The 21,157-nt window shown below is 66.6% G+C and carries 15 protein-coding genes; 7 read left to right on the top strand and 8 right to left on the bottom strand.

Going from position 1 to position 21,157, the window contains the following annotated elements; genetic code table 11:
• Window positions 1-46: 46 nt before the first annotated feature.
• Together KY572_RS34905 and KY572_RS34900 are read right to left on the bottom strand one after the other, a co-directional pair.
• Complete coding sequence (locus KY572_RS34905; protein WP_224248000.1) at window positions 47-1,621, bottom strand: hypothetical protein; 1,575 nt, start codon at window positions 1,619-1,621, stop codon at window positions 47-49.
• A 30-nt stretch (window positions 1,622-1,651) separates the two neighbouring features.
• Window positions 1,652-6,271 carry a molybdopterin cofactor-binding domain-containing protein gene (locus tag KY572_RS34900; RefSeq protein WP_263452243.1) on the bottom strand — a complete coding sequence of 1,540 codons (4,620 nt, stop codon included), beginning with the start codon at window positions 6,269-6,271 and terminating at the stop codon, window positions 1,652-1,654.
• 153 nt (window positions 6,272-6,424) lie between these two features.
• Between KY572_RS34900 and KY572_RS34890 the strand changes: the two genes are divergently transcribed.
• A complete protein-coding gene (locus KY572_RS34890) occupies window positions 6,425-6,862 on the top strand; it encodes a hypothetical protein (protein WP_224247999.1) in 438 nt (145 codons plus the stop codon).
• A gap of 106 nt (window positions 6,863-6,968) precedes the next feature.
• Entirely contained in the window at window positions 6,969-7,430 is a 462-nt protein-coding gene (locus tag KY572_RS34885) for a hypothetical protein (protein ID WP_224247998.1), read from the top strand.
• A gap of 87 nt (window positions 7,431-7,517) precedes the next feature.
• Here the strand turns inward: KY572_RS34885 and KY572_RS34880 are convergent, their stop codons facing one another.
• Entirely contained in the window at window positions 7,518-8,177 is a 660-nt protein-coding gene (locus tag KY572_RS34880) for a glutathione S-transferase family protein (RefSeq protein WP_224247997.1), read from the bottom strand.
• Between the two features lie 153 nt (window positions 8,178-8,330).
• Between KY572_RS34880 and KY572_RS34875 the strand changes: the two genes are divergently transcribed.
• Both KY572_RS34875 and KY572_RS34870 read left to right on the top strand, forming a co-directional pair.
• Window positions 8,331-10,409, top strand: coding sequence for a prolyl oligopeptidase family serine peptidase (locus tag KY572_RS34875; protein WP_224247996.1), 2,079 nt, complete (start codon window positions 8,331-8,333; stop codon window positions 10,407-10,409).
• A 598-nt stretch (window positions 10,410-11,007) separates the two neighbouring features.
• Window positions 11,008-11,325 carry a hypothetical protein gene (locus tag KY572_RS34870; protein WP_224247995.1) on the top strand — a complete coding sequence of 106 codons (318 nt, stop codon included), beginning with the start codon at window positions 11,008-11,010 and terminating at the stop codon, window positions 11,323-11,325.
• 388 nt (window positions 11,326-11,713) lie between these two features.
• On the opposite strand, the gene KY572_RS34865 is transcribed toward KY572_RS34870, so the two are convergent.
• Window positions 11,714-12,643 (bottom strand): M12 family metallopeptidase, encoded by a 930-nt coding sequence (locus tag KY572_RS34865; protein ID WP_224247994.1) that lies wholly within the window; start codon window positions 12,641-12,643, stop codon window positions 11,714-11,716.
• A gap of 440 nt (window positions 12,644-13,083) precedes the next feature.
• Between KY572_RS34865 and KY572_RS34860 the strand changes: the two genes are divergently transcribed.
• The 3 genes from KY572_RS34860 to KY572_RS34850 all read left to right on the top strand — a co-directional run bounded on the left by KY572_RS34860 (window position 13,084) and on the right by KY572_RS34850 (window position 16,684).
• Entirely contained in the window at window positions 13,084-14,319 is a 1,236-nt protein-coding gene (locus KY572_RS34860) for an ISL3 family transposase (RefSeq protein ID WP_407660056.1), read from the top strand.
• Window positions 14,320-15,077: 758 nt separating this feature from the next.
• Window positions 15,078-15,767 carry a hypothetical protein gene (locus tag KY572_RS34855; protein ID WP_224247993.1) on the top strand — a complete coding sequence of 230 codons (690 nt, stop codon included), beginning with the start codon at window positions 15,078-15,080 and terminating at the stop codon, window positions 15,765-15,767.
• The gene (locus KY572_RS34850; RefSeq protein ID WP_224247992.1) at window positions 15,764-16,684 is read left to right on the top strand and encodes a type VI immunity family protein; all 921 of its coding nucleotides are present in this window, start codon (window positions 15,764-15,766) and stop codon (window positions 16,682-16,684) included. Before KY572_RS34855 ends, KY572_RS34850 begins: the two co-directional genes overlap by 4 nt.
• A 142-nt stretch (window positions 16,685-16,826) precedes the next feature.
• On the opposite strand, the gene KY572_RS34845 is transcribed toward KY572_RS34850, so the two are convergent.
• From KY572_RS34845 to KY572_RS34830, 4 genes are all read right to left on the bottom strand, one after another.
• A complete protein-coding gene (locus KY572_RS34845; RefSeq protein WP_224247991.1) occupies window positions 16,827-17,426 on the bottom strand; it encodes an ankyrin repeat domain-containing protein in 600 nt (199 codons plus the stop codon).
• A 595-nt stretch (window positions 17,427-18,021) separates the two neighbouring features.
• Window positions 18,022-19,512, bottom strand: a complete 1,491-nt coding sequence (locus KY572_RS34840) for a serine/threonine protein kinase (protein WP_224247990.1) — start codon at window positions 19,510-19,512, stop codon at window positions 18,022-18,024.
• Between the two features lie 140 nt (window positions 19,513-19,652).
• The gene (locus KY572_RS34835; RefSeq protein WP_224247989.1) at window positions 19,653-20,195 is read right to left on the bottom strand and encodes an imm11 family protein; all 543 of its coding nucleotides are present in this window, start codon (window positions 20,193-20,195) and stop codon (window positions 19,653-19,655) included.
• 377 nt (window positions 20,196-20,572) lie between these two features.
• A complete protein-coding gene (locus KY572_RS34830) occupies window positions 20,573-21,139 on the bottom strand; it encodes an imm11 family protein (RefSeq protein ID WP_224247988.1) in 567 nt (188 codons plus the stop codon).
• Window positions 21,140-21,157 lie beyond the last annotated feature (18 nt).

Here is a 21,157-nt window from a genome sequence, read left to right as displayed (position 1 = left end):
GGCCGGCTCCTCCCGCCTCTCCTGGAGGAGCCGGCCCGCGTTCGTGTCAGCGTCCCGGCAGGACGCCCTGCATGATGCGCGGCCCGTTGGCCTCTTCCACCTGATCCGCCTGCCACTCCATCCACTGGACCATGCTGATGGACAGCTGCAGCGAGAAGTCCGTGGAGACCCACTGCGTGGAGCCATTGGGGTACTGCGGCTTCGCCACGCCCGTGCCCGAGAACGGGGTGCTGCACGGCAGCTCCGCGAAGTACGTGGCATCCAGGTCGGGCTGGCCTGGCGCCTGGGCGCACTGGCCCTCGGTGGCGATCGGCTTTCCGCTCGAGTCCGTGGGGGTGACGATGAAGGCGGGCACTTTGCGGTTCTTGTCCGGGACGGAGCCCGTCATGTGGCAGGACAGGCAGGAGCTGCGCGTGCTGTCGGCGGGGCCGTCCAGCCGGCTGTTGCACCCCAGGTGGCCACCGTCCGTGGTCGCGTTCCAGCGATCGGCCACCTCCCACTCGACGACCTCCTGCGCGAAGCCGTTCTTGCGGGGATCCGCCGGGTAGGCGATGGCGAGCTGTCCCGCGGGCGGCACGTCATTGCCCCACATGAGCCCCAGGGTGGAGAGCCGGTTCCAGGGGTTCTTCTCGCCCGCCTTCACCTGCCCATCCGCGACGAAGGTGCCATACGCCCAGCCCGAGGGAGAGCGGGCGTCGCGCACCGCGATGTCGAGCTGCATCAGCGTCACCTGGCCCTCGGAGCGCGGGCACATCTGGCTGAGCTGCTGGAACGAGCACGCCTGCCCCTTCGGGAGCGAGCAGCCACAGAACGCCGGATCGCTGATGTTGGCCTTCCACACCGGCATGTTGGACAGGATGGGGATGTCCTTGTCCGTCGCCGTGGTGAACAGCAGCTTGCCGATCACCGCCCCCTCCGGGAAGGCCACGTTGCTCGTGGGGAACACCGCCTTGCCGTCGGGCCTCCACGTCTGCCCCAGCGTGTACGCGGCGCGGGGGTTGTAGAAGCCCACCGCCCAGACGGTGCTCTTCAGCTGCGTGCCATTCTTCATGGTGAAGGTGACGGGCGCCTCACGCGTGAGCCCGTGGATGAACTCCCGCCCGCCCAGCGGCTCGTACGTCTGGAAGGGGATGTGGACCCAGGAGCGCACCGGGTTGTTGCACAGCGTCCAGTCCTTCTCGATGTCGCCACCCGAGGCGCCCTGATCGACGTTGCCCTCCTGGATGTAGCGCAGCACGGCCCACGAGTACTCATAGGCCTGCTTGCGCTTGTCCTCCTGGCTCAGCCCGGCCTTGAAGGGGTTGAACGCCTTCCAGGGCACGTTCTCCTCGGGCGGCAGCGCCTCGGGGTACTTCTGGCTCAGCCGGAAGATGGGCCCCTTCCAGTCCGCGGGCGGCTGGTTGGAGATCTGCTGGCCCTGCCACATCCCCGTGCTGGTGAACTTCGGATCCTGCCAGTAGCTGGGGTACGGCCCCGCGCACGTCCCCGCCTGGGTCAGGGGGTCACCCCCACCCTGCTGCCCTCCGCCTTCGGCTCCCCCCTGGCCCATGGTCGCGCAGGCCCACAGCGCGGCCGATGCCACGACGCCCCCCAGAGCGAACATCCACTTCATTCTCGACATGGCTCTCTCCTGTTGAAACCGCACGAGTGACTACGCCTTGAGATCCTTCTCACTCACCTCGCAGGCCCTGCGCACCTCCTGCACGGTGGCCGGAGCGTCGAAGCGGAACAGGCCGTCCAGCTTGCGCTCCAGGCGCGAGGCGCGGATGGCCGCCTTCACCGCCAGGAAGACGCTGGTGGCCAGCACCAGCGGCGGCTCGCCGATCTCCTTCGAGGAGAAGATGCCGTCGGTGGGGCTCTCCGGGACGTCCTTGGCCAGGCTGCGCGGGAACAAGGACACGTTCATCTCCAGCGGGATGCTGGTGACGGCCGGTGGCTTGTAGCGCCAGGTGTTCACCGAGTTGAGGCGGCCCGCCTCCGGCCCCTCGGGCTCGAACTCCAGCTTCTCGGACAGCACGTAGCCGATGCCCTGGACGAAGGCGCCCTCCACCTGGCCCACGTCGATGGCCGGGTTCAGGCTGCGGCCCATGTCGTAGACGATGTCCGAGCTGATCACCTTCGACTCGCCGGTGAGGATGTCCACCTCCACCACCGAGCACGCCGCCGAGTAGGTGAAGCCGACGAACGAGTCGAACCCACCGGGCTGGCCCTTCGGATCCGAGACGTAGCCGGGGATCTCCGGCTGCTCCTCGAGCGGCTTGTAGGTGAGCACCGGGACGGGCGTCTCCCCTCCCCGGATGGGCGCGGTGAAGGTGGCCACCAGGCTCACGCGGTACTGGTAGGCCAGGGCCACCAGGTTCTGCCAGATGAGCTTCGGCGGCGTGTTGGGGAACAGCTGCACCTGGGTGTTCCAGCCCGCCTGGCCGTGGTTCCAGAAGTCGATGCCCTGGCTCTGGCACCACTCGTTCCCCTTCTCCTTCAGCAATTCGTAGCCGAAGGCCATCAGCCGCGAGGCCAGATCCTGGCACGTGCGCTTGACGGCCTCGCCGTTGTAGGCCGTTCCCGTCGACGCTCCGGTGCTGGAGGGGTTGGGCGTCACCAGCGTCCTGGGGGCCTCCACGCGGATGATGTCCATGGGGACGTTGAGCACGTAGGCGGCGATCTGCCGCACCTGCGTCAGCAGCCCCTGCCCCATCTCCACGCCGCCCTGGTGGATGACGATGCTGCCGTCGGCCTGGAACACCGAGACGACCGCGGCCGCCTGCTCCAGCATCACCAGGTTGTAGCCCGAGCCGTACTTCACCGGCATCATCGCCAGCCCGCGCTTGCGCCACCGGTTGGTCGCGTTGAACTCATCCACCTGCTGGCGCTTCGTGGCGTAGTCGCACTTGTCCTTCAGGTAGTCCCACACCTCGCGCATGTAGCAGTACGTCAGCGCCTGGCCGAACGGCGTCACGTCCCCGCGTTCGTAGAGGTTCTTCTCGCGCACGTCCTCCGGCAGCATGCCGATGGAGAAGGCCGCGTCGTCCACCGCGTTCTCCAGCATCAGCTTGCCCTGCACGTCTCCGAAGGCTCGGAACGCGGTGCTCGGCGCCGTGTTGGTGCGGCACACGTCGATCTGGCTCTCGAAGTTGGCGATCCGGTAGGCGTTGTCCGAGCGCGCCTGGATGCAGTTCGAGACGATGTACGAGCAGTCGTAGAAGGCGCCACCATCGCCCCACATCTTGTAGAGCAGGCCGCGGATGATGCCCCTGTCCCTCGGGTCCGCCTCGCCCCGATCGATGGCGATCTGGTACTGGCCGAAGTAGGCGTGGCGCTTGCCGATCATCGCCGTGTCCTGGTCGCGCGAGAGCACCAGGCGCACCGGCCGCTTGGTCGCGTGCGCGGCGATGGCCGCCGCTCCCACCACGAAGCGGGTCTGCTCCGTCTTGCCGCCGAAGCCGCCGCCCACCGGCGGCACCTGCACCTCGACGTTGTTGTAGTTCGTGCCCAGCGCCATGGCGGTGGTCTGGTGCATCTCCTGGGGGCTCTGCGAGGAGGGACGGATCAGCATGCGCTGGCCGTCCAGGGGCTCGGCGATCGCGGCCTGCGGCTCCATGTAGAAGTGCGCCTGCCCGCCGCACGTCTGCGTGCTCTCGACGATCTGGCAGGGGATGCCGTCCAGCGCCCCCTCCCGGTTGACGATCGTCCGGTCGATCCGCGCCTCCGGGCTGTCCTTCTTGGTGACCCAGTCGAAGCGGCTGCCGTTGCGCGTCACCTTCCAGATGTGGGAGACGAACGAGGCCTGGGTGGGGTAGTCCGGGTAGATGCTCCCCAGGCGGATGGCATCGTCCAGGGTCAGCACGGGCTCCGACCACCAGGACTGGATCTTCGTCGACGGGGTGTTCTTCTTGGGCTTGTACGGGCCGTAGGCGACGCACCGCTCGGTGACGTACCCGGCGATGCGCTCGGCCTCCTGCTCCGTCTCCGCGAGCACCAGCGCGATGGACTGGCCCACGTAGTTCACCTCGCCCTCGGCGAGGATCGGCTGGTCCGAGCCCATGCCTTGCTTGTTGATCCCGCCGTCCTTGAAGACCTCGGCGGTGACGAGATCGACGAAACCGCCGTAGCGGCTCGAGAGGTGCTGGCGCAGCTCGCTCACCTCCACCGCCTTGCTCTCGCCAGGGATGATGAACTCGAAGGTGCCCAGCGCCCGCCGGCTCTGGACGAAGGAGGCATTGAGCGTCCGCGGCGGGACCGGCAGCTCATGGGTGTAGCGCAGCTGCCCGGAGGCCTGCTGCATCGCCGTGTCCTTGATGTAGGGCAGCGCCACGGGCGCCTTGTACGGCTGGGGCTCGTAGTCCTGGGTGCCGTCGCTGACCTGCCAGTGGCCCCACTGGATCTCTCCCGCCGACTGGAGCTCCTGGGGCACGTCGCCGCCGCTCTCCAGCAGCGCGTTCACCAGCGCCTTGTAGAGGAACCCCGTGGCCAGCTGCATCCGGTACTCGTTGGTGAAGCCCTCGGACGGCAGCCCCTGCATGCGCTTGGACCAGCGCGCCAGCTCCACGCCGACCTCCGCCGCCAGCCCCCTGGCCAGCGCCGGAACGCCCGCCAGCGACAGCGGCTTGCCCAGCAGCGCCTTCTCCGTCTTCCGAGCGCGCCACGGGTAGGGCGCCAGGCCTCCGAAGACCAGCACAGCGTCTTCCACCTCCAGCGACTTCGACAGCTGCAGGCGGCTGGTCCCGTTGAGGATGCTGTGCGCGTTGACGTCTCGCAGCGCCACCTTCTGCGCCAGCACCACCTCGTTCCGCCTGCCGAACGGCACCAGGTAGGCCACCAGGACGATGCTGTCGGCCAGCTCCGGCCGGGCGATGACCTGCTCCACCAGTTCCTGGGCCGTGCTGCTCCGAAGCTGGGCGCTCTCGCCCTCCTGCGTGTCCAGGTACTCGATCCGCGCGTCGATGGCCGCCAGCACCGTGAACACGTCCGACGGGAACGGCTCGCCCTGGGCGATGTGCTGGAGCACCAGCATCGTGTTGCCGCCCAGCGTCGCGGCGTTGCGCACGATGCGCCCGGCCGTCCGCCTCGCCATGAAGCGCGTGGCCCCCAGCCGCGTCGTCTCCGGGTAGTCCGTCTCCTCGTTCTTCCGGACCTTGGCCTGGCCCACCGAGAGCATCGTGCCCTCCAGCACCCGGATGAACTCGCTGTAGTTCATCCCCGCCCCCACCCGCAGCCCGTCCTTCGTCTCCCTGGGCGGCGCGTTCAGCTCGGGGATGAAGCGGATGTCCAGGTAGATCTCCGCCTCCAGGTACTCCTCCTTGTAGATGCCGTAGGCGGTGTTGGAGTGGACCAGGCGCACCTTGCGGCCCCGGTGCTCGCGCATGAGCCCGGCCAGCTCCGCCAGGCTGGTGGGCGTGCGCCACACCTTCGAGTCGTCCTCCAGCGAGACGCCCCGGGCGGGCACCTGCGCCTCCTCCGGGAACGGAATCACGACGCTCGATGCGGGGAGCTGCTGCGCGGCGTAGTCATCCGGCAGGCACCGCATCCGGTTGTCCGCATCCTCCTGGGTCCAGTCGGAGGCGAAGGTCTTCATGCCGGTGAGGATGGAGCGGTAGCCCGTGCACCGGCAGAGGTTGCCGTCGAAGGCCTCTTCGATCTCGCGCTTGGTGGCCTTGGGGTTGTTGGTGATGAACTCGGACATGTTCATCACGAAGCCCACGGTGCAGTAGCCGCACTGCGTGCCGTTGTTCATGGCCAGCCGGTGGGCCACCGGGTTCATGCCCTCATGGGAGAACTCGATGGGGTGGTGCGGCACCTCCTCCCGGAGCTTGGCGGCCAGCACCCGGGGCGCCTTGGCCTTGTTGACGCGGGCGATCACCTCCAGGCGCTTGCGGTTGGCCGCCTCCTGGGCCTGCACCACCACCGGCCGGGGCGGGTTCTTCAGCTCCGGCAGCGCGCCCTCGCGGAAGTAGGTGGCGGAGTGGCTCAGGTGCTTGGGGTTCGGACGCCGCGCGGCGCCAGTGCCCTCCACCGTCGTCACCACCAGGCCTTCCAGCGCCAGCACCGGCCTCAGACAGGAGTTGATGGCGCGGTGCTCGGCGCGCCGCTTCTTCTCGTTCCAGCTCGAGAGGATGACGGTACAGCCGCCGCAGCCGCCCTGCCCGCATGGCTTCTTCGGCCCGGCCAGCGCCACTTCTGGCGAGCGCAGATAGTCAATCAACAGCAGATCCGGAGACGGATCCTCAATCGTAACGGACCTGCCATTGAGAAAGAACGACACCTGCCTGGCCATGGAGTCCCCCAACGCAAAAGAGGCCCAGGCTATTGCCGTCTTCTCAACAGAGCAATTGCTCTTCACGGATTGATCCGAGCCGTGACTTCCATCGACAAGGCCGGGTCGCCGCCACCATAATCATCGCCCCCAATTGTGCCCCCGAGGTTTTGCATGAGCGATGGACCGGATAGACCGGATGTGGATGTGGAGCATCTCGACGGCCCCCCGCCGATCTCCGCCGAGCTGCGCGCGAAGATCCTCTCGGACCCGAACGTGGCGAAGATCGCCGCGGAGCTCGAGATGAGCCTCGACGAGTTCGTGAACACCGTCGGCTACTACCTGAACAACCCGGGCGTGGAGCCCGCCTTCCTCGTCGTCAGCGACGAGAACCTGAGGAAGATGGGCGTCGAGCCGCCGACCGCCGAGGCCATCGAGGCCAACGTGCGCGCCAGCGTCGAGGCCATCAAGGCCGGCCAGGCTCCCAGCGGCTTTGACGATCAGCGCAAGAAGGCCGTGGAGCTCTCTCCGACGGGCAAGGCCGTGCAGGCCAACCCGGATCAGGGGCTCGAGGATGCGGTGAAGCAGGGGCGAAACCCGCTAAAGCCCTGATCTTCCAAGTGGAATCTCTGATTCGCACGATTCCACGCACCTTTTCCCGGCTCCTGCCGATAACTCCTTCAACGCAGTACCTCATCCTTTCAAAAGAGAGTTAGCCATGGGCAAGGTCGTCAAGAGCATTGGCAAGGCGTTCAAGAAGGTCGGGGACTTCGCGAAGAAGGCGGTCGGTTTCGCGAACAAGCTCCTCAATGGTCCCCTCGGGAAGATCGCGTCGTTCATCCCGGGCGTCGGCCCCTTCATCGCTGGCGCCGCGAAGGTCGTCGGCATGGCGAACGGCGTCCTCAACGGTGGCGGCATCAAGGGCATCATCGGCGGCCTCGTGGGCAACCTCGGTGGCGGCCTGCTGGGCAAGGCCGGCTCGCTGCTGAGCAAGACGGGCCTCGGCTCCGTGATCGGCCTGGGCTCGCAGCTCAACAACTCGGGCGGCGTGCTGGACCTGGTCAAGGGCGTGATGAGCTCCCGCAAGGGCGACCAGACGCCTGCCGCGCAGGGCGACCGCTACAACGTGGGTCAGTTCGCGGCCTTCAAGATTGCCGACCTGATGCGCGCTGGCAACTGAGTCTCCCCTGAAGCACCCGGCTCCGCTTGGGTAGCTCACTCGACCGGGTGAGCTCTCCAGGCGGAGTTCGCTTTGCGGGGGCGAGCTTCAATCCCGGTCCGGCGCTCCCAGGGGGAAGTTCGGCCGGAAGTACCGCGCCTCGTCCACCGCCCGCGCGAAGGAGGGGCGGGCCAGCAGCCGCGCGCGGTAGGCACGCAGCACGGGGTAGGACTCGGAGATGCGGTGCGTCCAGTCCGCGTAGAACAGTGAGGGCGCGGCCGCGCAGTCGGCCAGCGTGAAGTCCTCCCCCGCGGCCCAGGTCCTGCCGGCGAGGTGCCCTTCGAGCCACGCATAGGCGAGCTCCAGCTTCTCCACGGCAAACGCCAGGCCGTCGCGGCGCTTCACCGGATCACCCGTCAGCGCTCCGGCGACCGCATGCTGCACCACGTTCATCACGTGCAGGTCGAAGAAGCGGTCGAGGAAGCGCACGTCCAGCGCGGCCATCGGCTCCGCGGGCAGCATGCGCACGGGCCCGGGATGCACCAACTGCAGGTACTCGATGATGATGCTGGTCTCGACGACGTTGCGCTCGCCGTCCACCAGCAGCGGGAACTTGCGCAGCGGCCAGCGCCGCAGCCACTCGGCCGTGTGCCGCGGCGTCTCCGGCCCGATGGAGCGGAACTCGAACGGCGTGCCGTTCTCGTACAGCACGATGAGCACCTTCTGCGTGTACGACGAGAACGGATGACCGTAGAGCACGAGCGACATGTGGAACCCCCTGGTTCAGACTACTTGTGATGTGCAAGCAGTCCGAGCCATACCCCTGCTACTTGCGCATTGCAAGCAGCAGTCCCAGGGGCGCCCCCTGCCGCGAGGCTTGCTGCCTTGACCTTGGGTGCCGCCTGAGGTGAGGAAGGGAGCATGTCTTCCCTGCTCGCCACCTCGTTGCTCGCCGTGCTGTCGGCAACCCCCGCCCCCTCCGTTCCGGAGGATCCCTTCCTCTGGCTCGAGGAGGTGCAGGGACAGCGCGCCCTGGAGTGGGTCCGAGGACAGAACGCGCGGACCCTGGCCGTGCTGGAGAAGGACCCGCGCTTCGAGTCCTTCCACGCCCAGGCGCTCGAGCTGCTCACCGCCACCGACCGCATCCCCAAGCCCCACTTCCGGGCGGGCGGCGTGGACAACTTCTGGCAGGACCGGACCCACCCGCGAGGCCTCTGGAGGCACACCTCGCTCGACAGCTACCTGAGCCCGAGCCCGGAGTGGCGGACGGTGCTCGACGTGGACGCGCTGGCCAGGGCCGAGAGCGCCAACTGGATCTTCAAGGGGGAGTACTGCCTGCCTCCCGAGGATCGGCTGTGCCTGGTGGCCCTCTCCAACGGCGGCAAGGATGCGATCGAGGTCCGGGAGTTCGACACCACCTCGAACGCCTTCGTGCAGGTCGGCTTCCGGCTGCCGGAGGGCAAGCAGACCGCCGCGTGGATGGACGAGGACACCCTGCTGCTCGGTCGGGACTGGGGCGCAGACACCCTCACCGACTCCGGCTACCCCTACGTGCTCAAGCGCTGGAAGCGGGGCGAGCCTCTCGAGCAGGCGACCGAGGTGTTCCGCGGCCAGAGGAGCGATGTGAACGCCAGCTCCTTCGCCTTGAGAGACGCCGACGGCCAGCTCCGGGCGATGCTCATCAAGCGCGCCGTCACCTTCTTCGAGTCCGAGTTCCATCTGCTCACGGACGGCAAGCCGGTCCTGCTGCCGCTGCCGAGGAAGGCCTCCTTCCAGACCTTCGTCGCGGGGCAGCTTGTCTTCACCCTCGAGGAGGACTGGGGCCGCTTCAAGCAGGGAGCGCTGATCTCCTTGCAGCTCACCGAGCTTCAGTCAGCCCCCGAGAAGGCGCAGCCGGCCCTGGTGCTCCAGCCCGGGCCTCGCCAGGCCATCGAGGACGTGGCGGCCACCCGCGGCAAGCTCGTCGTCAACGTGTACGAGGACGTGAAGGGCGCGGTCGACGTGTACTCATGGGCGAAGGGGCGCTGGAGCCGCAAGCGCCTCCCCCTGCCGAAGAACGCCTCGGTCGGCATCGTCGCGGCCTCTGTGGCGCATGAGCGGGTGTTCGTGGAGTCCCAGGGGTTCCTCGAGCCGACCCGGCTGTGGCTCGCGGATGCGGCCGCCACCACGGTGAAGGAGGGCAAGGCGCTGCCCGCGCGCTTCAAGGCCTCCACCCACCAGGTGGAGCAGTTCTGGGCGAAGTCCAAGGATGGAACCGCCATCCCCTACTTCGTCGTCCGGCCCAAGGCGCTGAAGCCCACGGGACAGGCTCCGACCATCGTCTATGGGTATGGCGGCTTCCAGGTGGCCAAGCCTCCCGCCTACCTGCCGGAGGTGGGCAAGCTGTGGCTCGAGCGAGGCGGTGTGTATGTCATCGCCAACATCCGCGGAGGCGGCGAGTTCGGCCCCCGGTGGCACCAGACGGTGCTGCGCGAGAACCGGCAGAAGGCCTTCGACGACTTCGCCGCCGTGCTCGAGGATCTCGTCCGGCGGAAGATCAGCTCGCCGCGCCGCCTGGGCATCTACGGGCGCTCCAACGGAGGAGTGCTCACCAGCGTGGCGATGACCCAGCGTCCCGAGCTCTTCAACGCGGCGGTCATCGAGAGCCCGCTCATCGACATGCTGCGCTACCACAAGCTGCCGGCGGGGGCGTCGTGGGTGGGCGAGTATGGCAACCCCGAGGTGCCCGAGGACGCCGCGTTCATCGCGAAGTACTCCGCGTACCAGAACCTGAAGCCGGGCGTCCGCTACCCGAAGCCGTACATCACCACCAACACGAAGGATGACCGCGTCCACCCGGGCCATGCGCGCAAGTTCGCGGCGAGGCTCGAGGCGATGGGGCTGCCGTACCTCTATTACGAGAACACCGACGGCGGTCACAGCAACGATGCCGACCCGATGCTGAACGCCCGCCGCTGGGCGCTGCACTACGTCTACCTGTCACAACAGCTGATGGACTGAGTGTCAGTTCCCACCGTCTCCAGTGCCGCGTTCACTCCCCGAGCTGGCCTCGGACGCATCGCAGGAATCGGACACATGTGCCCCTCCTGACTCGGCGACCCCATCGACCCAGTCTCCCAGCCAGCCTCGTAAGCTCTCGAACTTCTCGTCGAGATAGCCCCCCACTCCACCCATTGCGACCCGCGCGCGATTCGCCCTGGCCCACCGGACGATGCGGATCGCGCCCCAGACGGCCCCCACCAGGGAGAGGGGTATCGCCAGCACCACAGCCAGTTGTGCCATCCACATGCGTTCACCCCCAGGCACTCGGTACGCTGAGTCTCTCCCCTCTTCGTGACAGCCCCGGGGAGAGAATATGGCATCTCTGTGAACAAGCCGGGCATCGCCCACGCAGACTTGCCCGGAACCGAACCTTGCGACGGTCCTCACGGGTGTGACGCAAGTCACAGGGAGCCTGTGACGCGCTTCACAGCGACACGACCGCCCGAGGAATAGGGTCTTGCCTACCCAGGGTGGCCATCCCCCCTGGGCCCCAGGATGAGGGGAAGCGCGGACTCAGCCGGGTGCGACAGCCACAACGAACAGTCAGGAGCCAATCATGAAGAACAAGATGGTGACCCTCTCGTCGATGTTCATCGTGGCGGGCACGCTCACCGCCTGCGCGGATGCCCCCGTGAAGGATCAACCGATGCCGCGGACCTCTCGGCAGCTGGCCTCTCAATATGCACTCCTCCCGGCGGAAGGCCCCACGAGCGTGTGGCATTGCTATCGCATGAGCGACAATGCCTACGTGGGTTACGTGAGCATCTTGAGTGGCCACACGCCCGTCGAGGCCACCCATGCGTGCAATCACCGGATTCCCGCCTGCACGAACTCGCCCGGCAAGTGCCTCACGCGCTACGCCTACGCGACATAACGCTCAGCGCAAGCCGGGCAGGTGGAGCGAAGTGGATGCTAGGCTGCCGAAGAAGAAGCGCGCACAGTTCGAGGCATCGTACGGGTACTCCATCCACGAGGTCGAGGTGTACGACGGGCCGTGAGTCCCGCTACCCGCAGCAGGCCCCCGAGGAGCACGGCCGCAGAGACACAGGTCGCGGGTCCCTCGCTGCGGGGCGGGTCCCCCGTCGCTGACGGGTCCTCCCGCCCCGGCGTCCCGCTCTTCCACGACGCTCAGTCCCCGAGCACGAGGAACGTGGAGCGCGGCATCCTTGAGACGTAGGGAGGGTCGCAAGGGAAGAAAGTGGACCTCGCCTCCTGTTGCAGTGTACGTGCCGAGGCCTCCTCCCCTATGCCGCTCCAACAACTCAAGGCGTCGGGATCACGACAACCCCACAGTCCCAATAGCAGCTTGAGTACACCCACTCCGACAGGTCACAGGTGCCATCACCACAGACCGTGCAGTCAAGCAGACACGTGCCAGCCTCGCCGCTCTCGCAAACCAGGTTGCCACAGGATGACTGGCAATCCACGGGACAGGTGGTGAAGGTCTCGCCCGTCTGACACTGGCCGTTGCCACAAACAATCGGGTCTCTGTACATCATGCGCACTGTGTATGCGTCCAGCGCGCTCATCCCAGAGGTCTGTCCCATGAGGGAATCCAACCCACGGAGGGAGCGAAGAGTGGGCAGCCCGTTCCTGGAAAAAGCATACGGATGATAATGCATGATGGACCTCTCATCATAGCTCCACATGTCCGAGGCATTCGAGCAATAGCGATCAAAAGCATACTCATATCCAGGCTGGACGTTCTCAAGATAGATCTGCACATAGCCATCCCGGTCACAGCGACTCTGCTCGTGCCACATCCCCAGGGCATGGAGCAGTTCGTGAATAGTGCTCCCCGTGCCGCAACCGTCCGCGAGATTGATGACCTGCATGCCGCCCCTACGCCCGACATAAGAGTTACACACCGTGGAAGGAGTAATGTAGATATAGTCCGCGTCAGAAGGAGCACGCGGAACAAAGTCGACGCCAGGGTTGTTGGCCTCGATGTGAGCGATAGCGTCGTTCACCCGGTACTGCATGGGAAGAGCCTGATCGATGACATAGGGCACCCTGCCCAAGGGCCAGCGCTTGTCATACCCGTCGATGACAATGCCCATGCTCCGCACGCCGTCGGTGTGGGCTCGCTGCAGCGCCTGCGCGTGGGTGGTGGGAATTTCCTCGACCGGCCCCAGATCGATATCTCCCTCGAAGATGGCGTGACCGCTGATCACCGAAAACGCGACCTGCACAGGCTCACCACCTCGCACAGGGACCCAGCCACCGCCAACAGGCCCGGGAGTAGGGGGAACCTTCGCCCAGATTCCCGACTGTCCAGAGGGCTCAGCGGGTGAAGAGGAATAGTCGCCCTGGCAGGCCGCGAGCAGGGAGAGCGTCGCAACGACAGTGATTGCACGACGGTAACGCACAAGTACCTCCTATATGCTGCGCCACCAGCGGCGCAACCGGTGCTCTTAGCACTTCACACCGTGAATCGTTATGGCCATGGGTTTTTCGGCTCTCTTGCAGGCTCCGTGGGTCTCGCTCTGTGGACGGCGGAGTCCGTAGCGGGAGCCGGTCCGAGGAGACGGCCCGAGCGTAGCGCCAGAGGGTGAGGCTGGCAGGCGCTTTGCAGTGGGCCCCGACGCGATGTTGGCGGAGGTGGCTGAGCAAGGCTGGCCGGAGACGGGCGGTGGCGCGGGTGGGGGTGGAGGAGGTGCTGCGGCGGTTGCTGGGAGTCAAAGCGCTCGTGGTGAGAGGGGCGCAGTTCGAGCCGCACGGAGTGGAAGTGCAGGTGCGCCCCCGCCAACGTCGCGCCCGGTGCGGAGAGTGCGGGCGTCCCAGCCCTGGCTACGACACGTCTGCCTCGCGGTTGTGGAGGCACCTTTCGCTGGGGCGTACGGCGTTCTGGCTGCGCTATGCGCCGCGGCGGGTGCTCTGCCGCGAGCACGGGGTGAAAGTGGAGCGCGTGCCCTGGGCGGCCCACGGCTCGCACTTCACCTATGAGTTCGACGAGCTGACGGCGTGGCTGGCGCAGCGCATGGACAAGACGGCCACCTGCCGGTTGATGGGCATCAACTGGCGCACGGTGGGCACGGTGGTCCAGCGCGTGGTGCAGGCCAGGTTGGATTCCTCCCGGCTTGAGGAGTTGTACATCATCGGAGTGGATGAGCTGTCCTTCCGCCGCCACCATGAGTACGTCACCGTGGTGGTGGACCACCTGAAGAAACGAGTGGTGTGGGTGGCAGAGGGCAAGGGGGAGAAGACGCTGCAGAAGTTCTTCGACGAGTTGGGGCCGGAGCGTTCGCAGGCGCTCACGCACGTCAGCATGGACCTGGGCGCTGCCTACCAGGCGGCAGTGGAGGCCCGAGCGCCTCAGGCGCAGAAGGTGTTCGACAGGTTCCACGTGCAGAAGCTGGCCAGCGAGGCGGTGGACACCGTGCGTAGGCAGGAGGTGGGCCTGCTGGGCGGCGCTGCCGAGGGCCGTGCGCTCAAGAAGAGCCGCTGGGCGCTGCTGAAGAATCCGTGGAACCTCACCCAGCGCCAGGGGCAGAAGCTGTCCGAGGTGGCGCGCACCAACAAGCGTCTGTACCGCGCCTACCTTCTCAAGGAGAGCCTGGCCAAGGGACTGGACTATCGTCAGCCAGGGCGCGCCGAGCAGCACCTGGACGGTTGGGCGCAGTGGGCCTCTCATTCCAAGCTCAAGCCCTTCGTCAAGCTCAGCAGGACGATTCGGCGCTTCAAGCAGGGCATCCTCGCCTATATCTCCACTGGGTTGAGCAACGGCTTGGTGGAAGGCCTCAATAACAAGATTCGCCTCATCACCCGCAGGGCCTTTGGCTTTCACAGCGCCGAGGCGCTCACGGCCATGATTCACCTGTGCTGCGGCGGTCTGTCGCTGACGCCTCCGCTGCCAGTGCCGAACTGATCCGCTGTCGCCATCGAACTGACAGGCCCATGCAGAGCACCCGAAGCTCCCGACGCGCGCTGGCCGCCTGAGAGCAGAGCGTGCCGTGGCCGAGGAGCCGGCCCAACTTGTCGGACAACCTGGCCACTTCGGCAAGAGCGCCGCCGGGAGGCTCTTGAACAGCTGGCAGCTGCAAGCCTTGGGAGAGCGGGACGCCGGGGCGGGCGGACCCGTCAGAACGGGGGGACCCGCCCCGCAGCGAGGGACCCGCGACCTTGTGTCCCTGCGTCCGTGCGTCTGAGGATCGAACTGGAACTCCCGCGTCCCGGATCCATCCGCTCACCGGGCTGCATCAAACCCGTGAGCCGCCATCAGGGTTGCGGTGTACACGGCAGCCCACGGGATCTACAGGAGGTCCAAATCTCTCCACTGTTGCTTTAGGTGACCAAGCAGTATTAGTCCGGTTTCAGAAGGGCGGCACCCGCTGCTCTCTGCACGCGTTGTGGGCGTTCCGCTCAGCCATCTGGGGGACACTGGGGTAGATGACCTGACGTTCGGGCACGAGGGGATGTCCAAACGTGGCTTCAGCCCACGCGTGGGCGAGCGGTTGACGTGAGCGCCAGGGTCCTCTTTGATTTCCACCCATGCTCCGCTCCCGCCGAACCATGCGCTGGACGCTCACACACCTGTGGCTGGCCTGTACCGTCCTCGCAGCCTGTGCCACCCCCCAACGCTCCTCGCACAGGGACTTGCGCCTCGACTCGGAGACGGCCGCTAGGATGACCCATGCCTCCGCCGTCATCGAGGGGGGGAGTTCCGCGGCTTCCACCACCACTGCGGCCGTCGCCTCCATCCTCGGCCGGTCTGTCCCCGCACTGCTCGCCTTGCTCGAGAACGACAACGCGATAGGCGAGTTCGAGGAACAGCTCGTTGAGTGCGCCAGGCTGGCCGAGCGCCAGGTCAACTCCCAGTTCTTCGGCAACCGCTCCCCCACCCGCCAGGAGTGCGGCGAGGAGGTGTTCGTGGACGGCTGTGCTGCCCCCATTTCTCGCGCCATGCACCTGGGAGAGCTGAAACATACCGTTGCATTCCAGTGCGCTCAGCAGGTGCTCGAGCAGCTTTGGCCTGCCCCCTTCAGCATCCAGCAGCGCTACCGCTACTACCCCAACGCGAAGTTCCTCGAGCCCGTCAGCAAGCAAGAGGTGGCGCGCCTGATCGCTCAAGGCTGCACCCGTGAGCTGTGGCGCACCATCGAACCCGACATCGTCCTTCATGCCGGCCGCAGCAGCTTGCTGCAGTCCGTACTCACCCTGGACTTCAAGTTTCCCTGTCCTCAGACCAATGAGGCGCGATGGACACGTTATGGAGAGGACAGCCCCTATGCCGGCCGCACCCAAGGTGAAATCTACAAGGAAGCGCTGGGGGGGGAGGCAAGGATCATCTCGCCGCGCAGGGGAATCAGCCAATGAGAGAGAACATTCCCGTCATCCGCTTGCGGACAGACCTCGGCGACGTGGTGGCCCGCGATGGCATCGTGCTCTGCTTCTTCATGCGCAGCTCACACCACGAGGTAGCCCCCTCCGTGTGGCGGGCCTTGCAAGCCTACCGCCGTGCCACTCCCCCACAGTCGCTGGCCTGGTACGGCTCGGACGATGGCGACACCCTCCCGCTCGATGACAAGGGCTGGGAGCACATCCGCTGGCAAATCCTTGAACGCCAGTGGGCTGCCGCCTGCTACGTCGATCTCGAGGAGGATGCGAGCGAAGTGGGCGGTTACCACTTCGAGTACCGGGGCCGGCAGCTCGAGGACCCGAACTTCTCTGGCGACGAGGACTGGACCAGCGGGGTGTCCTTTACCTTTCCCACCGAGTACCTCTTGGAGCGCGGCCCAGGTCATCTGCGCACCCTGGCCCTGGAGCTCGCTCGCGAGCTGCCCTTCAGCTTCGGCTACGCCAGCCTCGCCGTCATCTCTCCCCATGGCATGTGGTACGCCGCCCGCAGGGAGCTCCTCCCACTCCTCGCTCGCTACCGGGGCCTGGATCTCTACCACCTCGAAGACACGAGCCGTGTCATCGGCACCCGCGCTCGAGGCGCCTACTGGCTCACCTTCCTGGGCCAGCCCCTGCTCGGCCAGCTCGGTGGTCCCGAGGCCCTTCACCAGAAGCTCCCCTTCCCGGAGGTCTCCTTCCAGCCCCTCGACGGTGAACGCCTGCTGCTCACCCTCACCGAGTGGCCAGAGACCCTCGACACCGAGAAGAAGTTCTCCCCGTCCCAATACCGCGAGCTGGCGCTGCTGCTCGAGCCCTTCTTCTTGGAGGAGCGCACCGGCTGGTTCTCTTTCGACAAAGAACCGTTACGCCGCTGGATGCGCAGGCTCTGCCAGTAATCCGTCAGCGCGCGCGGCGCCTCGCCCACCCTCACGCTTCGTTCCGGCGGGAGGGACGGTGCGGGCCGCCCTCCGCCAGCCATCTGGGGGACGCTGGGGCAGATGACCGGACGTTCGAGCACGAGGGGATGACCTCATGCCATCACCTGGCTCCAGCCTGGCGCAGAATCCGGATGACCTTCTCCAGCCGTTCGTCGGGAGCGCGCGCGTTCTTGAGCAGAACGCCTTGGAGAGCGGTCTCGTAATACGCATCCCGCTGGTGAACATCACCCCCCTTTTCGAGCAGGAGCTGCACTACCTCGGCATGCCCTGACTCTGCCGCGGCACCCAATGCCGTCATACCGCCGACCCCACCCACGCTCCTTGGATCAGCCCCTGCCTCCAGCAAGAGTCGAACCATCTCTCGATTCCCCTGCTCCGCGGCCACCTTGAGCGGCATCTCCCCTTCACTGCCGCGGACATTCACCTGAGCCCCATGCTCCACCAAGAGCTGCGCGATAGCCCCGTTGCCGCGAAACGCGGCGACCAGGAGAGCAGGATCTCCCTGCATCCGGGAGTTCGCGTCGGCCCCACGGTCCAGCAGCGCACGAACCGCCCTGGGCCTTCCCTCTTCTATGGCCAGAAACAAGGCGGGCCAGCCATCTTCCGTCTGGCAATTCGGATCGACTCCTTGCGCCAGGAGTTTCTCGACCTCAGCCTCGTCCCCTGTCTCAATCGCAGCAAGCAGCGCTTTCTCGGACATTTTCCCACTCAAGGTTGTCGACACTTCCAGCACGTACCTGCGCGGCCGTAGGCTGTGTCCAGCACTTCCCTCCGCTCCGCACCCAGTCCGGCAGAAGGTTCGGACAACGAAGCAAGACCTCCAGGATTGGCCTCCTGGCACACGGGTTCCCTCTGCACACTCTGTGGGCGAGTTCCCCTCAGCCAGCTCGGAGACGATGGGGCAGATGACCGAACGTTCGGGCATGAGGCGATGACCGGACGTTCGGGCATGGGGCAGATGTCCAAACGTCCGGACATGGGGGATGACCGAACGTTCGGGCATGGGAGGGCAGATGACCGGACGTCCGGGCATCAGGGCAGAGGCCCAGACGGCGGGTGGTGTCGGCCACCCACCCAGACTTGCTCAGGCTGGAGCACCTCCACCCCTGCCCTGGGCAAGCGAATCCTCCCAGGGCTGAGCTGCTTTGTGACAGCCCTCGAGTCACACCTCGCCGCACTTCATGCACTTCCCGAGCGGTGCGCCCAGGCTCCGCGCCCTGGGAGGTCCATGTCGTCACGGAGCCTGAAGTCTCCGGGCATGGACCCGCACGTGTGCCTCCTGGAGCGGCAATGCCTCACTGTGGGTAGGACGTCGACGGGCGCCGCGGGGGATAGGAGGGCAGGTAGCAGGCTCCCTTCCATTCATACGCGTCATCGCGGCATGGCAGCTGCGCATCCCCCAGGCGGTACCAGCACCCGCCGCGAATCACCACCTCGCCATTCCTGTCACAGGGAGGCGTGCGCTGATCGGGGAACGGTTTCTCCGGCATCGACAGCCCGATCCCCGCTCTCCTCTCCTCCGCGAGTACGGGCGCCAGCGTCGTCGCGGCCAGGGGGCTCGCTGCGTCGCCCACTGCGACCGGGTTCCCCTGCTGGGAAGCTCTCCTCGAGCCTTCTGGCATCAGCGCGGGGGCTCGGTACAGGCCCGCCACGGTGAGCACCGCAAGCACCAACCCCAGCATCCCCACAGCCGCCTCCGCTCCCCACACCTGGACGCTGCGCTCAGGCCGAGCCTTCTCTCGGGGGACCTCGCTTCGCGGCCGCTCCAGCCGCTCCCGGGCGGCGGCGTCCCGCTCCTCGGCCCGATGCACCGCCCCTGCAGAGCGCCACCGCGGGCGTTGCTCGGGCCCCCAGCGGAACAGTGGCTCCTCCGCCTCCGCCCCCAGCCTTCGCTCCGCCTGCTCCAGCGCCTCGGCCACTGCTCCCGCCTGGCCCTCGAATCTCTCTTCGGGCGCCACTGCCATCAGTCGATGGATGATCGCCTCCAGCTCCGCGCTCACCTGGGGGTTGAGCTCTCTCGCAGGCCGCGGCCCCGGCCCTCCCTCTCTCCACTGCTCCGTGCTTTCCGGCTCGGTGTCCGTCCCCGCCGGGTACTCGTCCGTCACCAACCGGTACCCCGTCACTCCCAGCGCGAACAAGTCGTCACACGCGCTGGCCGGGTAATGCGCCGTCGGGTGCCGCAGGAACGCTCTCAGGAAGGCCCACGCCTCGGGGCTGCGGTAGCCTCGCGTCCCAGGCGGCAGCAGCTTCGTCGTCAGCGTCTCGGCTCCTCGGTAGTGCCCCGCTCCGAAGTCCGTGAGGAACACTCTCCCGTCCCCCGCCCTCACCAGCACGTTCTCCCCCTTCACATCCCGGTGCACCCCTCCGGCCGCGTGCGTGGCTTCCAACGCTCGGGCCACCTGCGAGAGCACTCCCAGGCACTGGCGGGACGTCGGGTTGCGCTCGCGCGCCCACTCGTACAGCGGCTCCCCTTCCACCCACTGCATGACGAGGTAGGGAAAGGCTCCCTGTGGGTGCTCCCAGACGCCTTGCTCCTCCAGCCGCGGCACGTGCCGGCTGTGGATGTGCCTCAGCAGCCACGCCTCCCTCCCGAAGCGCTTGTCCCCGGGATGAATGGCCAATTTGAGCGCATAGGCCCGGCCCGTCTCACCCCTCGCACGCTCCACCCGGTACAGCGTCCCCGAGGCCCCTCGACCTCTCCAGGCCACCACCCGCCACGCCCCCACTCTCGTCCCCACGGGCAGGCAGAGCGGATCCACCTCCAGCAAGGCTCGCTTCGTCCCCATGCGCCTTCTCCCGCGCCGAGCGGATGCCGCTGGCTCCCTCTACCCTACCTCATGGGTCTCCTGGTGGCTTCCGGCCTGTTTCCCCCACTCCAGGCCATGATGCACGCCGGCCCATGCGCCTGCTCCCACTCCAGTTTGGGTCAGACCTCGATGAAACGAGTTCCGGAAAGCCCCTCTGTCTCCATGGCCACCTTGAGATCCTCGGAGATGATGAGCGCGACTCGCCAGCCCCAGGTACGAAAGATGCGGGCGTCCCCCACCTTCGTCGGGTCGATGCGCAGTCCGTGGACGGCACGATATTGCCCGAGCTTGTCGGGCCGGTTGTCCTCGGGCTTCCAGTACTGCACCTCCTCACTGCGAGCGTCGTCGATGCAGCGAATGATCTGGAGCGCGTTGAGGATGAACCAAGGCGCCGGATGGCCTTCGACCTGGGCAGGAATGAACTGGGCCCCGTCGACGCGCATTCGCTCGAAGAGTTCGACAAAGCGAGCATGGACGACCGGGATGCTGAACGCAGCCCAGGAGAAGTCCAGCGGGCTTCCAGAGAGGTCCAGCGGGAAGCGGGGCTCGCACCCCAACTCGAGGACCTGGCCCTTCTTGAACTGCCATGGATCGATCTCGTTCCCCTGCTCATCCAAGGGGCTTGCGAGCTGCCAGCGCCCCGGAATGCGGGTGTCGTCCAACAGCTCATAGTACCTGGGCATGCGCTCGCCTCTCGCGTTCATCATCCAGACTTCATGAGGAGCCGATGCAGCCGGGACCCGGGGTACACACTTCGCTCCAGTGCAGGCGCTGTGGGTGGCAGAGCCCACCGTGCCCAGGACGGCACCCGCGAGGACGATGGTGCCATCCGCGACGATGTGCGCCGATCTCGCGGACTGGAGGGTGCGTCCTCCCGCCAGGGCATACCGAGGAGGGTTCACCAGAGCGCCCAGGCCGCCGGAGGGGATTTTGGGAAGGGCCTTGGCCACTCCAAAACTGGCGACCGTGATGAGTACCTCCCGTGCGCAGCGGATGCCGCCGCTCGCTCCACCTACCCTACAGGGCAGCGCGCGGAACGTCACACCTCGACGAACTTCACGCCGGTGATGTGTTCTCTCTCGAGGATGTCCTTGAGGTGCTCCGAAACGATGAGTGCCACACTCCAACCCCACGTCCGGAAGATGTGGGCTCCCTCTATCTTCGTCGGATCCACCTTCAGCCCATGCACAGCGCGGTATGCGCCGACGCGTTCGGGCTCTCCATGCTCAGGCCGCCAGAAGTCGATCTCTCCAGAGCGGGCCTCGTCGATGCATCGGATGGTGCGCAGGGTGTTGAGGACGAAGTAAGGCTCCGGTTGCTCGTCCACTCGCGCCGGGATGAACTGCACTTCCTGCTGCCATCCCTGCTGCTCGAAGAGTCGGACGAGCCGCTCGTGGACCACCAGGATTCCGAAGGCCGCTCCACTGAAGTCGAGAGGCTGTCCTCGTACGAGGAGAGGAAACCTGGGTGGAGAGCCAGGTTCCACGACACGACCTTTTTCAAACTGCCATGGGTCGATGTCCTTGCCTCGCTCGTCGAGCGGTGCCCCCAGGACCCAGCGCCCTGGGATGCTCATGTCGTCACGGAGCCTGAAGTATCTGGGCATGAATCAAGTTTCCAGGCG

The sequence above is a fragment of the Hyalangium gracile genome (assembly GCF_020103725.1).
Classification (GTDB): Bacteria; Myxococcota; Myxococcia; order Myxococcales; family Myxococcaceae; genus Hyalangium; species Hyalangium gracile.
This window is presented reverse-complemented; position numbering and strand designations above follow the sequence as displayed.